General features: G+C 50.3%; 19 protein-coding genes. 13 read left to right on the top strand and 6 right to left on the bottom strand.

Annotated elements, in window-relative coordinates; all coding sequences use genetic code 11:
- From VSX58_RS13925 to VSX58_RS13915, 3 genes are all read right to left on the bottom strand, one after another.
- Positions 1–323, bottom strand: a 323-nt coding sequence (locus VSX58_RS13925; protein WP_327618622.1) for a hypothetical protein, incomplete at its 3' end; no start/stop codon positions are given.
- Positions 324–373: 50 nt separating this feature from the next.
- Positions 374–535 carry a hypothetical protein gene (locus VSX58_RS13920; protein WP_327618621.1) on the bottom strand — a complete coding sequence of 54 codons (162 nt, stop codon included), beginning with the start codon at positions 533–535 and terminating at the stop codon, positions 374–376.
- Positions 536–575: 40 nt separating this feature from the next.
- Positions 576–731 (bottom strand): hypothetical protein, encoded by a 156-nt coding sequence (locus tag VSX58_RS13915; RefSeq protein WP_327618620.1) that lies wholly within the window; start codon positions 729–731, stop codon positions 576–578.
- 425 nt (positions 732–1,156) lie between these two features.
- On the opposite strand from VSX58_RS13915, the gene VSX58_RS13910 reads away from it, so the two are divergent.
- On the top strand, positions 1,157–1,315 hold the full coding sequence (locus tag VSX58_RS13910) for a hypothetical protein (protein ID WP_327618619.1): 159 nt from the start codon (positions 1,157–1,159) through the stop codon (positions 1,313–1,315).
- Positions 1,316–1,366: 51 nt separating this feature from the next.
- Here VSX58_RS13910 and VSX58_RS13905 read toward each other — a convergent pair whose 3' ends face one another.
- From VSX58_RS13905 to VSX58_RS13895, 3 genes are all read right to left on the bottom strand, one after another.
- Positions 1,367–1,552, bottom strand: a complete 186-nt coding sequence (locus VSX58_RS13905) for a hypothetical protein (protein WP_327618618.1) — start codon at positions 1,550–1,552, stop codon at positions 1,367–1,369.
- A gap of 126 nt (positions 1,553–1,678) precedes the next feature.
- On the bottom strand, positions 1,679–2,197 hold the full coding sequence (locus tag VSX58_RS13900) for a hypothetical protein (protein ID WP_327618617.1): 519 nt from the start codon (positions 2,195–2,197) through the stop codon (positions 1,679–1,681).
- 70 nt (positions 2,198–2,267) lie between these two features.
- Complete coding sequence (locus tag VSX58_RS13895) at positions 2,268–2,996, bottom strand: XRE family transcriptional regulator (RefSeq protein ID WP_327618616.1); 729 nt, start codon at positions 2,994–2,996, stop codon at positions 2,268–2,270.
- A 70-nt stretch (positions 2,997–3,066) separates the two neighbouring features.
- Here VSX58_RS13895 and VSX58_RS13890 point away from each other — a divergent pair, with 70 nt between their 5' ends.
- The 12 genes from VSX58_RS13890 to VSX58_RS13835 form a co-directional block, all read left to right on the top strand.
- Positions 3,067–3,321 (top strand): Cro/Cl family transcriptional regulator, encoded by a 255-nt coding sequence (locus VSX58_RS13890; protein WP_327618615.1) that lies wholly within the window; start codon positions 3,067–3,069, stop codon positions 3,319–3,321.
- A gap of 25 nt (positions 3,322–3,346) precedes the next feature.
- Positions 3,347–3,811 (top strand): YmfL family putative regulatory protein, encoded by a 465-nt coding sequence (locus VSX58_RS13885; protein ID WP_327618614.1) that lies wholly within the window; start codon positions 3,347–3,349, stop codon positions 3,809–3,811.
- Between the two features lie 54 nt (positions 3,812–3,865).
- Positions 3,866–4,171, top strand: coding sequence for a hypothetical protein (locus VSX58_RS13880; protein ID WP_327618613.1), 306 nt, complete (start codon positions 3,866–3,868; stop codon positions 4,169–4,171).
- A gap of 192 nt (positions 4,172–4,363) precedes the next feature.
- The gene (locus VSX58_RS13875) at positions 4,364–4,738 is read left to right on the top strand and encodes a hypothetical protein (protein ID WP_327618612.1); all 375 of its coding nucleotides are present in this window, start codon (positions 4,364–4,366) and stop codon (positions 4,736–4,738) included.
- A 14-nt stretch (positions 4,739–4,752) separates the two neighbouring features.
- Positions 4,753–6,291, top strand: a complete 1,539-nt coding sequence (locus VSX58_RS13870; RefSeq protein WP_327618611.1) for a DEAD/DEAH box helicase — start codon at positions 4,753–4,755, stop codon at positions 6,289–6,291.
- Complete coding sequence (locus VSX58_RS13865) at positions 6,288–7,256, top strand: toprim domain-containing protein (RefSeq protein ID WP_327618610.1); 969 nt, start codon at positions 6,288–6,290, stop codon at positions 7,254–7,256. The genes VSX58_RS13870 and VSX58_RS13865 overlap by 4 nt, the downstream gene beginning before the upstream one ends.
- Positions 7,253–8,263 carry a DUF968 domain-containing protein gene (locus tag VSX58_RS13860; protein ID WP_327618609.1) on the top strand — a complete coding sequence of 337 codons (1,011 nt, stop codon included), beginning with the start codon at positions 7,253–7,255 and terminating at the stop codon, positions 8,261–8,263. Before VSX58_RS13865 ends, VSX58_RS13860 begins: the two co-directional genes overlap by 4 nt.
- Positions 8,256–8,651 (top strand): antiterminator Q family protein, encoded by a 396-nt coding sequence (locus VSX58_RS13855; protein WP_327615834.1) that lies wholly within the window; start codon positions 8,256–8,258, stop codon positions 8,649–8,651. The genes VSX58_RS13860 and VSX58_RS13855 overlap by 8 nt, the downstream gene beginning before the upstream one ends.
- A gap of 274 nt (positions 8,652–8,925) precedes the next feature.
- Positions 8,926–9,513, top strand: a complete 588-nt coding sequence (locus VSX58_RS13850) for a BRO-N domain-containing protein (RefSeq protein WP_327615833.1) — start codon at positions 8,926–8,928, stop codon at positions 9,511–9,513.
- A 578-nt stretch (positions 9,514–10,091) separates the two neighbouring features.
- Entirely contained in the window at positions 10,092–10,439 is a 348-nt protein-coding gene (locus VSX58_RS13845) for a phage holin, lambda family (RefSeq protein WP_327615832.1), read from the top strand.
- A gap of 5 nt (positions 10,440–10,444) precedes the next feature.
- Positions 10,445–11,056, top strand: coding sequence for a glycoside hydrolase family 19 protein (locus VSX58_RS13840; RefSeq protein WP_327615831.1), 612 nt, complete (start codon positions 10,445–10,447; stop codon positions 11,054–11,056).
- A partial coding sequence (locus VSX58_RS13835) for a DUF2514 family protein (RefSeq protein ID WP_327618608.1) occupies positions 11,053–11,597 on the top strand: 545 nt, incomplete at its 3' end. The genes VSX58_RS13840 and VSX58_RS13835, both read left to right, overlap by 4 nt.

Here is an 11,597-nt window from a genome sequence, read left to right as displayed (position 1 = left end):
CCAGACGACCCGATTTGCGCCTCGTCATCACCGCTATCGCTAGATACATCGGCGTTATCAGTTGGCAAATCCATGCCGTTTAATTCTTCAACCATGGCATCAGTAGTTGATGTTTCGGCTTTAATGAATTCAGCAGTTGTTTTACCCAAAAGAAATAGGTCATACGCCTGACAGGCACCCCAACGAGCCCACTCGTAATGTTTGTTAGCGTTCAGTGTTTGGATAATTTGTGAGTATTCTCCGCCCTGCGGGAAGTTTTCAGCGAACCATGCGCGGCCGTCTTCGCAGGCGAATTTATCAACCTGTTCTTTGGTGATTTTCATTTGATAGTCTCTTATGGAAATAAAGGGAGGGGTTTTGCTGGTGGCTTAAATTATTGTGTGAAGCCGTAAGCCCGTTTCAGATGATTCATTGCCAGCCACCATCTTGTTTTGCAGTGGCGGGTAACGGCCTGTTTAGCGATTTCACGGGCCTCATGAAGTTTGTCTTTATCGATTTTCATAATGACCTCAACTGCTGGTGGTAGTGGTTTCATTCATGCGCCCGTAAAGCTGGTAGACGCATAGTGAAGTCACTTAGGATGCAAGCCACTCGTCATAGGTTTTGAGGGGCTTTCCGGTCATAAACTCATTCCCCTTTCCGTCGTCAGCGCATGCGAGATAAATCTGATACTCACTGTCGTTGTCGCCGCGTGATTTTGTCTGCCAGTGCGTGTTTTGCTGTAGTTCCATACTCTTACCTTTCATTCAGTGGTCTTAATGAAGCGCCCCAGAGGACGCTTTATAAGTTCACTTATGCCCCGTATTGCCGACTTACCTGTCCCGCCACGGTTCCGACGCATGGTTTCAAGTCGCGCCGTTCGACTTTCAGAGACGTTGTGTTGTCTCGATGAAACTGATAATGAACCAATGGTACACTTTAATCAAGTACAAAAAGTACATTGATGCGTTAATAAAGTTCACATGGAAATTAACTATATGAACTATAAGTGGATTTATTTTTTATGTGAGATTGCTTAACGAGCTGGTGGGATAGATGAGGTGATTAGTCAGACGGTGCGCACAAAAAAAATCCCACCCGTGTGGTATTGTGTAAAAAACAAACGGGGGCATATGGTATAGAAGATTCAGACCCGGTATACGATGAGGCTTGCAGGATGGTGGGGCAGTGCTGTTTGATGCTGGCGCAGAACGGAGAAGAGATAAGCCGGGGGCAGGTAGCCTACCAGCTAAAGCGGATTTACTGGAAGGTTATGGAAATGACGGGCGAGTCGAACATGGCGCTATTGTTGGCGATAGAGCAGTTGGAAGGATAGGGCACAAAACCCGGCATGATAGCCGGGCTCTTTAATATTTGGTACAGGATTTTAAGCTGCTGCTTTCTTGTTCTCTTTTTTCGGACCATGACACTCTTGTGTGCCATCAATGGATTTTTGTCCCAAAATTTTAGGGGCCGCAGTCATAAGCTCTTCCATAGCAACTCCCATACGAGCAAAGACCTCAGCAGTCCGGTACGTCGTGGCAGACGTAGTGCCTTTACGTGGGTGTTTCATAGCATTCTCCAGTCAATCACTTGATAATGTTCTTTATGAGGCTAACTAGCCTTTGAGGTGTTGATCTATGGCCCGAACGATGGGGCCGATATTCTACTAGTTATATTGGTATTGTCTATTAGATAATCAATAGTAGCGCATTACTGATTCACGGATCTTAGCTCTTGATGCGCTCATGAGGTCGGAGTCACCTTCAAAACCGTAACGTTCATACAACGCCATAACCTCAATGTTTACTGGTTCTATCACATTAACGATATCACAATCAACAGCGCTACAGAAAATATATGCAGCCATTAATGTTATTTCAATCATATGACCATGTAGCGGGTGATCGTGAATATTGCGGACGAAACTTTCTACAAACATTATGTCTAGGCTATTGTTTTGTATATCATATATACATATAGATGCCCCTGATGGGAGCGGATTGGCTTCACCAATAAGCTTAATACAAAACTCAAACTTATTTGGGTCATTTCCATATGTAGAAAACGCAAAATCCCAATTGAGTTCAGCGTAGTTTGTGGATAGCGCTTGAAAATCAGCATCTGTTATAGGACCTACAGCAAGGGGGAGATTAGCCTGTTCCAGTAACATCTGCACGTTATTTAGGGTAAGAATGCCGATTTGTTCAAAGTTCAATATGCTCTCCATTCACGAAAAAATTCACTTCAAACCAATCTCATCATAGTCTGAACAGCTACAGCATAGCTCAAACAAACCGTTTGTACTCAATGGACTGCCGCAACAGGACTTTGGCCATGATACGGAACTGATCTTCATCACCTTCTTCGATGTACCAGGGCTCGTAAAGTTTGTTGTCAGACAGAACGGCAATGCGGTTCTTTTGCATTTGCAGGCGTTTCACATGCAACGTCTTACCAAACACGAACACATAGATGCCGTCGCCATCAAACTCAGAGACATTCATATCAAGGAAGATTTGGTCACCTGGTTCGATCGTACCTTCCATGCTGTCACCGCGAACAGTGATCACCTTTACGGATTCTGATGGGCGATTTCCAAAGAGAGAACGAGCCTGTTCGTTTGTGTACTCAATTGCACGTATGGTTTCAATGAAATCAGTGGATACGAGGGAACCGTTACCTGCGCTGGCCTGAACATCCAGGATGTCAACGCGATAAAATGCGCCTCGCCTATTATATTTTGCCTCTATTGGAGTTGTTTGATCTTCATCCCCCTCGCCAAGAAGCCAGTTTGATTGAGCACCTACGTAATCAGCTAGTTCAGAAATTTTCCCCCTTCTGGGTATAGATTCAGCATTGAACCATTTGCTGACAGCTTTAGGCGTGACACTGAGCGCCGCTGCTATATCAGCTTGCCGCCCATGAGATTCCATTCCCGCTCTATCACAGGCTAGTGCCAGCCTGCGGGAAAAGGTTTGCCGCACTTTTTCTTCTTGAACCATAGGTTCAATCATATATCCACTTGCATGTACTATCAGTTCCGTCATAATATGTACTTAAAGTTCATAATTGATAGGGGGAGACATGCAGTCTCTTGTACTTGGTGATGTCATCAGAGACATCAAAGTTTCGGTAGTCGCCAGTGCCTGTGGGCTAACCCCCAAGGCTGTCTATAAGTGGATTCAACGCGGCTCGTTACCAAGAACTGAGTTCACTGGTGAAACTTGCTACGCCAAAAAGATCGCCTCTGTCTCTAACGGTAAATATACCGAGTTGGAAATTAAGACCCTGAAAAAAGCTAATTCCGACGAACCAAAGATTAACGAATCTGCGGCTTAACGGTAACTACCCAAGGCGAAATGAAATGGTAGACCTCAAAGGAAACATCAAAGCGATGTGCAAGGCATACCCTGGCGGGCGTTCTGCAATGGCTGGCGCGTTGGGTATGACGCTGGTTCAGTTCAACAACAACTTGTACGAGAAAAACGGCTGTCGCTTCTTCGAAATTCACGAACTGGAAGCGATGGAAGACTTATCCGGCACTAGCCTGCTGGCGGAGTATTTCGCGCAACGTTGCGGCGCTTTGCTGGTGGACGTTCCCACATTTGACGATCTGGACCGTGTTGAGCTGTACAACCGCTCAGTATACACCGCGGCGAAGCGCGGCCAGGTTGATCAGATGATTCAGCAGGCCATTGAAGACGGCGTTATCGATGAAGTTGAGGCGCGGGAAATCATGCACCTCCACACCAAACACTTAGCCGCTCGTGAGGCTGAAATCCGTTCAATCCTATCCCTGTTTGGGCGCAATCGCGTCAAACGCGAATAACGCTGGTGGCCATCTGCATTAAACACATAACCCTTTGATTTTCTGAGGTGCCAGATGGACGCATTCAACTATGTGAAGCCTGTTATGCCAGTCGCGTATTGCCGTGAGGATGCCGCTTGGATTCAGGAAACGTTACGCCAGTTACCGACCGCGCAGCGGGTAAAAATCGCGCATGCCTACGCGGAGGCGTACCAGACCGCATTCGACGCCGAGCCGGTTTCGTATCGGCAGGAAAACGCGGGGCGCAGGGAGGCAAATACGCGCCTGCGGTTGTTCGTCGAGCGGTTCAGCCGGGCAAATCAGGGATTCACCTCCCCGCCGCCACTGGCGGACCAGCCGAGGCTGAGGCTTGTAGCGTGATTTACCGGATATGTTTTTTTATCCAGTAGTTTTGGGGAAGAGAACCAGGGGAGGGGAAAGGGGTGGGGTCTGGAGAGTTAGGGAAGGAAGAGCTCTACCAAAAGGGCAGTTACTTAAAGGGATCGAGTAGTGAATTGCCGGGATATGTAAATTTATACAGTGGTTACTGAAAACGCCAACAGAGGGCAAAAAATGAGCGCAGCGCTGAAAGAAAAATTAATCGAGTTGCTGAAAGAGCAATTTCTCACGCCAGACGATATGCAGAACTTTGAAACGGTGCTGGCTGAAAAAATCAAAAACGCGGGTTGGTTTCTGCAAAAGAATTTCATCGTGACCGGCCTGAGTGATGGGCGCCGCGGCTTTGTCGACTATCTCGTTACCACTCCAACTGGCGAGCAATGCGCCATCGAAGCGGACGGCAAGAACCCGCGCCGGCGGTCGCTCCTTAAGCTCAGTGAGTTACCGGAGGGTGTTTCTGGATTTGTGCTGCTCAAAGACGGCAAAAGCCCGCGCCAGTATCGCATTCGCGGCGTCGATGTCATCCGGGCAACGCCGTTTAATTTTTAAGTGAGGGCATCGTCATGCTGAACATCACGCCAAATTTAGCGCAGAGCCGGGGACTGAACGCCCTGCGTGCGAACTGGAAGACAACGGCCAGCTTCATGATTTACAGCCCGGTCGGCAGCGGTAAAACCGGATTGGCGGCGTTTATCACTGACGGGCTGGTCAGTCGCAATATGCGCGTAATGTTTGTAGCCCCGTACACCGTGCTGCTGGACCAGACTGCGACCCGTTTTGTTGAGTACGGCCTCCCTGCCGATGAGATTGGCTATGTGTGGCGTGACCATCCTGCTTACGATCCGCAGCGCCTGATTCAGATCGCCAGCGCCGATACGCTAATTCGCCGTGAGTTCCCGGACAACATCGACCTGCTGTTTATCGACGAAGCGCATCTGAAGCGTAAAAAGATTCTGGAAGTTATCGATCATCTGACGCAGAACACCGCGACCAAGGTGATTGGCCTGTCCGGTACGCCGTTTGCCAAGTTCCTTGGTAATTATTACCAGCGCCTGATTAAGCCGACGACGATGAAAGAACTGATCGAGATCGGCGCCCTGAGCAAGTACGAATTCTACGCCCCGTCTACGCCCGATTTGTCCGATGTGAAAACCGTCAGCAACAGCACGTACGGCAGCGACTACAACGAGCAACAACTGGGAAAAGTGATGAGCGAAGCCAAATTGGTTGGCGACATCGTTCAGAACTGGCTGGCGAACGGGCAGAATCGCCCGACTATTTGTTTCTGTGTCGACGTGGCTCACGCAAATTTTGTTGCCATCGAATTTAACCGCGTTGGCGTTTCGGCCGAAGTTATGACAGCGAAAACGCCGCACGACGAACGGCAACTGATCATCCGGCGCTTTGAGCAAGGCATCACGAAAATTATCGTTAACGTAGGCGTGCTGGTTGCTGGGTTCGATAGCGACGTGCGCTGCATCATCTACGGCCGGCCCACAAAATCGGAGATTCGCTGGATTCAATGCCTGGGCCGTGGCTTACGTACTGCGCCTGGTAAAGACCACTGTCTGATATTCGATCACTCCGGCACTGTCCACAAACTTGGCTATCCCGACGATATCGAATATGACGGCCTGTTATCCAGCAGCGACGGCATGGAGGATGCCCCGGTCAACACATCAAAACCAGACCAGCAAGAACGCCTGCCGAAAGAATGCCCCTCATGCCATTACGTGAAGCCTGCCGGAATCTACATTTGCCCCAAATGCGGCTTTAAGCCGTTGGCTGGTGAGGATGTGGATACCGACAGGAGTCGCGGACTGACGAAAGTCAGCAAGACCAAAGAGAAGCATACGGCTGAAATGAAACAGGCGTGGTGGTCACAGATTCTCTTCTATCAGCGCATCCGCAGCACCCAGGGCAAGCCCGTCAGTGATGGCTGGTGCTCCCATACCTATCGCAAAAAATTTGGCGTCTGGCCGAAAGGGTTACACCGCACTCCGCAGGAAACCACGCCGGAGGTCATGAATTACATCAAATCGCTGCGCATCGCGTATGCCAAGCAGCAGGAAAAAGCACAAAAACAAGAGAAGGCGGCATGAACACAGCAAAGGCAGCAATAGGCCGTTGGCCGGAAATATTCGAATACTACGGTTTACCGCCAGTGACGGGGAAAAACCATTTTAAGGGGGAATGCCCGCTGTGTGGTCGCCGCGGCAAACTCCGTATTGACGACAAGAACGGCACCGGCTCTTACATCTGTGTGTGCGGCGCGGGTGATGGCTGGGCAATGCTCACGAAAGCGACGGGGAAAGACTTCAAGACGCTGGCGCCGGAAGTGGATCGGCTGATCGGCAATGTGTTTGTGCGTAGTGATGATACGCCGCCGGAAAAGAGCCAGACAATGTCCAGCCGGGATAAGGTTATCCGAAAATTCGCGACGCTGGCGCAACTGCGTGGCACTGACGCTGCTAAATACTTGCTTAACCGTGGCATTACCAGCATACCGACCGATGCCGTACGTTACTGCGATGCTCAGCGAGCGATGGGTAAAACATTCCAGGCTATTTACTCGCTTGCCACTGATGACAAGGGGACGTTGTGTTATCTACACCGCACACTGCTGGACGGTGACAAGAAAGCGGACATCGGCGCATCACAGAAAAAGCTGATGAAGCTGCAGGAGGATAACTATCTGGAACACGCCAATTCTGTGGCTATCCGCATGTTTCCCGTAGCGACAACGCTGGGCATAGCCGAGGGCATAGAGACGGCGCTGTCATGCAATCAGATAACGGGCTGCAACACCTGGGCGGTACTGAATACCAATTTTATGAAGAAGTTCCGCGCCCCGCGTGGCGTCACGCACTTAATCATTTTTGCTGACATGGACAATAACGCCGCCGGCCACGCTGCCGCTTTCGTGTGTGCAAACGCCAATCTGCTGGCTAAAAACGATATTCAGCGGGTATCTGTCCGGTGGCCCAAGACTGGCGACTTCAACGATTTACTGACAGAGGGGCGAGACGTCTACGAACAGACGTTTTACCGGGGTAACGCGCAATGAAATTACTGCTAAACCCGGTTGTTGTCCCCGAATTGGGGCAAGTGATATTGCGTCCTGGCCGCGATTTACTCCCTATGTTTCGGCAACGCATCGTTGTGGATTCTGCAACGTCAGACATGAAAGACAAACCATCAGGCGTACTGAAAGCTGAGCAGACGCTGATAAACGATAAGTGGATGCCGTTTCTGACGCATGAGCGCGTTCTTGATGCTGCGGGTGGGAAAGATGGCCTGATTGCCTGGCTGAAACAATACGTGGGTTGCCAGTGGTCCGGGGAATACCATCACGAACAGACGACAATTCTAGAATATGAGAATGGAGCAATTCGTTTGTGCTGGCATCATGATAATGAACTGCGTGAAAATCCTTATAGGGTTCGAGGCTACGTAGCACAAAATATCGCGGAGTATGTCGTGATGTCAGCCCGCCGTTGGTTCTATTTCCCCGACGCTCACCAGCTTACCCAGCCGGAAATAAGCTGGTGGGCTGTCCTTAAAGGGGTTTCAGATTTACTTCCCGACCACGCCATCCGCATCAACTTGCGCATGCCTGCCGCAACCATTCCCATTGGCCCGCAACGTGAGTGTGACATCGAATGGGAACGCCCGGCAAGCGAGATACTTGACGAGAAAGTGGCAAAAGTTAAACCCATCCTGGAGTTGGCCATCGACGATGAGCCGGCGGCGGGGTTCATGCTACGTCCGAAGCTGAAACGCTGGGAATGCGAGAAATATACGCGCTGGGTAAAGGCGCAAAAATGCTGTGTATGCGGCAACCCGGCAGACGACCCGCATCACATCATCGGGCACGGGCAGGGCGGCATGGGAACCAAAGCACACGACTTTTTCGTTATCCCGCTCTGTCGTCACCATCATGATGCATTACACCGGGATATGAATGCGTGGGAAGCGGAGAACGGGAGTCAGGTTGATTTGTGGTTTCGTTTTATTGATTGGGCGCTGGGCATCGGCGCGATAGTTATTTATCGGGGGAATAAGAATGCGTGATATTCAGCAGGTATTAGAGCTATGGGGTGCATGGGTGGCAGATAATCCCTGCGAGGTTTATTACGCGCCAATTGCAGCCGGATTCAAGGGGCTCATCCCCAACAAAATCAAATCGCGCCAGCAGTGCAGTGATGATGACGGCCTGATCATTTCCAGTTGCATGGCGTTACTGAACAAAAAGAATCAGGACGACCACGACCTTCTTTTTGATTACTACGTCTTTGGCAAAACGTTTATGCAACTTGCCTCAAAACTCCATTGCTCTGATACCCACATTGGCAAACGGCTACAAAAAGCCGAGGGAACAATCGACGGGATGTTGATGGCGCTGGATATCTCGCTGGAAATGGATCGCGCTCATCAGCGGGAGGCCGTACCCATTTCTTGACCTTCTATGACATCCGGGGCTATATTCCTATTGCAGCCGCAAAATCGGTTGCCTGGGATTGGCGTCCCGGATAGCTTCAGAGGCGCATACCACGCCTGACGTGGTTTTTTTATGCGCGCAGAACAGTCACACCTACGCATTATGGTGGGGCGTGTGGGGGAGCCGAAAGGCTCGCCGGTTCTCTGAGCCCGGTTACGCCAACCCTGCACGTCTCACCACCCCGCTGATTGGCGTCGGCAGGTGGTGATTAACCCAAGCTCAGAGGTCAATCACTATGACAACAACACTCTCATTCCACAATCACCAATTCGACGTCGTAACCCGTAATAATCAGCCGTGGCTCACCGCTGCCGATCTCACTGTGGCGTTGGAATACGCCGACGAGAAATCCATTCTCCGGATTTACAGCCGTCATGCTGACGAGTTTTCCGACAGTATGGCGTGGGTGGTCAAGTTGACCACCCAATGCGGCCCGCGTGAAACCCGAATTTTCTCCCTGCGAGGAGCTCATCTAATTGCGATGTTCGCTCGTACAGCAGTCGCCAAAGAATTTAGGCGCTGGGTTCTGGATATTCTGGATCGTGAAATTGAGAATACTCACCCATCAAGAACTAAACGCATTAGCGATAAAATAAACTCTTTTAACTGGCAAATGCATGTCCACAATATCAATGCCGCCTGTGTTCACCTCGATTACATTCAAGAGGCGTGGTTAAGGGAACTTCACCCAGCATTGAAAATCATGCGCTCTCCGCTGGCGGCCAGTTTGTACGATAGGATCAGTGACGCCCATTCGATAGTTAATTCAGTGAGAGGTGGACTTGAACGGGCATCAGGATTGAAAGGATTGCAGTACAAGTAACGGACACACAGGCCACGGATGGCCACAATGATTACGGAAAGATTTTCCTTTACGATCGTAAAAGAACGGGTATTCTGATAAAAGTGATTACTTTGCCACATTGTTTATCATCGAATTACGGCAAAATTTTCACATGATAAAAAAAGCCACTACGGCAATAGTGGCTTTTTGTGATGGTCATAACGTTTTAGTTAGGTGTTGAGCGGCGGTGCGGCTTTACTTTAGTGCCGTCCGCTTTTGTATAACCAGGAACCACAACGATTTTTTTCTGTTGGATTCCACCTTTCGATGTTTTAGTTTTTGCCATTGTAGGAGTCCTCGCGCTGGCAATGTCATAGGGTTGCAGTAAGACTGCGTATTTTATACATCCTGTAAGAACATCTCACTCCCTTGAAACCACAATATATGGTGGGAATTTAAATTTCAATTGCACAATATATATGATTTTTGATGTGCATCATTGACGGCTCAGCTTCACGTTTTTATATAAACGACTTTATGTAACAGGCTCGCTTCGGCGGGCCTTTTTCTTTTCCCGTAAATCACACACAGCGCCGACCATTCGGGAGGTAAGGATCATGAAAATGCCAGACAAAAACCCCGACCTGTGGGCGCAAATTATTGCGTGGTTTACCGCATGGTTTACTGCCCACAAAGAGGAAGCTGGCTATTCAGCCGCCGCGGCTATCATGGCTCTGCTGCGTGGCGCATATGTCGGGCAAAATAGTTGGTCCCGTCGCCTTCTTGATGCGGCCATGTGTTCGCTGGTGGCCTATTACATCAACGATGGACTAGCGGCACTTGGTTGGGATTCGTCGTGGGCATCAATAGGCAGCGTGTTTATCGGCTTCCTCGGTATTGACTACATCAGCTCTATTCTCCGTCGCGCAATTGGCAACAAGACTGGCGACAACCCGCAGGCATAAATTCTATGACAAAAGATCAATTCCAAAAGGCGGCTAACATCAGCGCCGGGTTAGCTGCGCGTTGGTATCCGCATCTGGCGGCAACGTTTGATGAATTCAGCATTACTACCACAATAGAGCAGGCGCAGTTCATCGCACAGGTGGGGCATGAGTCCGGCGGGTTCTCTCGCATCGTTGAGTCGCTGAATTACACGCCTGCTGGGCTGTTAGCCACATTCGGCAAACGTATCACACAGTACCAGGCGGATATGCTCGGCCGCACCTCGGCGCACCCAGCTAACCAAGCCGCTATTGCCAATCTGGTTTATAGCGGTCGTCTTGGGAATAAAACCGCGGGAGATGGGTGGAAATTTCGGGGCCGAGGGCTGATCCAGATCACCGGGATGGATAATTACCGGGCCTGTGGCGCTGGTCTGAAACTGGATTTAATCACTTCGCCAGAACTACTGGAGCAAGACGCTAACGCCATGCGGTCAGCAGGTTGGTTCTGGAAATCCAAACGGCTGGGGCAATACGGCGCAGACGTTGAACGTGTGACGCTGGTTATTAACGGTGGGCGTAACGGAATAGACGACAGGCGCGAGCGTTTTGATTTGGCGCGGCAGGTGCTGGTATGAGCGTAATCACTACGGCATTACTAAAGAAATACTGGAAGCCACTGGCACTAATAACGCTGATGGCTTTTTTGATCTGGGGATTCAGTCACTGGCGATATACAGCCGGACAGGATGATGCCAATGCTGCGTGGCAACACAAGTGGGACCAGCGGGACATAGCAGACGCTACGGCGCTGGCGAAACGACAATCTGATGAGCGCCAGGAAGAACGGCGCCGACAGGAAGCGATCAATGCGATATCGACTAATGCGCAGCGTGAAATTGAACAGGCACAGACTGATGCTGTTAATGCTCAGTCTGCTGCTGACAGCTTGCGGGACACCATTGCCACAATCAGGCGCAAACTCGCAGCAAGTGAAACCGGCCGCATATCCGCAACTGCCGCAGCAGGCGCGGCAAGAGCCAGTACCGCAATATTGCTCGCCGACGTGCTCCAGCGCGCTGACGACAGAGCGGGAGAGTTGGCAGCGTACGCTGACCGGGCAAGAGTAGCGGGCCTGACGTGTGAGCGGTCTTATGATGCGATAACAGAATCAAACTG

Origin of the sequence: Brenneria populi (genome assembly GCF_036016195.1) — a bacterium.
Classification (GTDB): Bacteria; Pseudomonadota; Gammaproteobacteria; order Enterobacterales; family Enterobacteriaceae; genus Brenneria; species Brenneria populi.
The sequence above is the reverse complement of the archived record's forward strand: the minus strand, read 5'-3'. Positions and strand labels throughout refer to the sequence as shown.

Excerpts from the sequence above, each read along its gene's own strand:
- VSX58_RS13920 (WP_327618621.1), bottom strand. The coding sequence starts at position 535 with ATGAAACCACTACCACCAGCAGTTGAGGTCATTATGAAAATCGATAAA.
- VSX58_RS13915 (WP_327618620.1), bottom strand. The coding sequence starts at position 731 with ATGGAACTACAGCAAAACACGCACTGGCAGACAAAATCACGCGGCGAC.
- VSX58_RS13910 (WP_327618619.1), top strand. The coding sequence starts at position 1,157 with ATGGTGGGGCAGTGCTGTTTGATGCTGGCGCAGAACGGAGAAGAGATA.
- VSX58_RS13905 (WP_327618618.1), bottom strand. The coding sequence starts at position 1,552 with ATGAAACACCCACGTAAAGGCACTACGTCTGCCACGACGTACCGGACT.
- VSX58_RS13895 (WP_327618616.1), bottom strand. The coding sequence starts at position 2,996 with ATGATTGAACCTATGGTTCAAGAAGAAAAAGTGCGGCAAACCTTTTCC.
- VSX58_RS13890 (WP_327618615.1), top strand. The coding sequence starts at position 3,067 with ATGCAGTCTCTTGTACTTGGTGATGTCATCAGAGACATCAAAGTTTCG.
- VSX58_RS13885 (WP_327618614.1), top strand. The coding sequence starts at position 3,347 with ATGGTAGACCTCAAAGGAAACATCAAAGCGATGTGCAAGGCATACCCT.
- VSX58_RS13880 (WP_327618613.1), top strand. The coding sequence starts at position 3,866 with ATGGACGCATTCAACTATGTGAAGCCTGTTATGCCAGTCGCGTATTGC.
- VSX58_RS13875 (WP_327618612.1), top strand. The coding sequence starts at position 4,364 with ATGAGCGCAGCGCTGAAAGAAAAATTAATCGAGTTGCTGAAAGAGCAA.
- VSX58_RS13870 (WP_327618611.1), top strand. The coding sequence starts at position 4,753 with ATGCTGAACATCACGCCAAATTTAGCGCAGAGCCGGGGACTGAACGCC.
- VSX58_RS13865 (WP_327618610.1), top strand. The coding sequence starts at position 6,288 with ATGAACACAGCAAAGGCAGCAATAGGCCGTTGGCCGGAAATATTCGAA.
- VSX58_RS13860 (WP_327618609.1), top strand. The coding sequence starts at position 7,253 with ATGAAATTACTGCTAAACCCGGTTGTTGTCCCCGAATTGGGGCAAGTG.
- VSX58_RS13855 (WP_327615834.1), top strand. The coding sequence starts at position 8,256 with ATGCGTGATATTCAGCAGGTATTAGAGCTATGGGGTGCATGGGTGGCA.
- VSX58_RS13850 (WP_327615833.1), top strand. The coding sequence starts at position 8,926 with ATGACAACAACACTCTCATTCCACAATCACCAATTCGACGTCGTAACC.
- VSX58_RS13845 (WP_327615832.1), top strand. The coding sequence starts at position 10,092 with ATGAAAATGCCAGACAAAAACCCCGACCTGTGGGCGCAAATTATTGCG.
- VSX58_RS13840 (WP_327615831.1), top strand. The coding sequence starts at position 10,445 with ATGACAAAAGATCAATTCCAAAAGGCGGCTAACATCAGCGCCGGGTTA.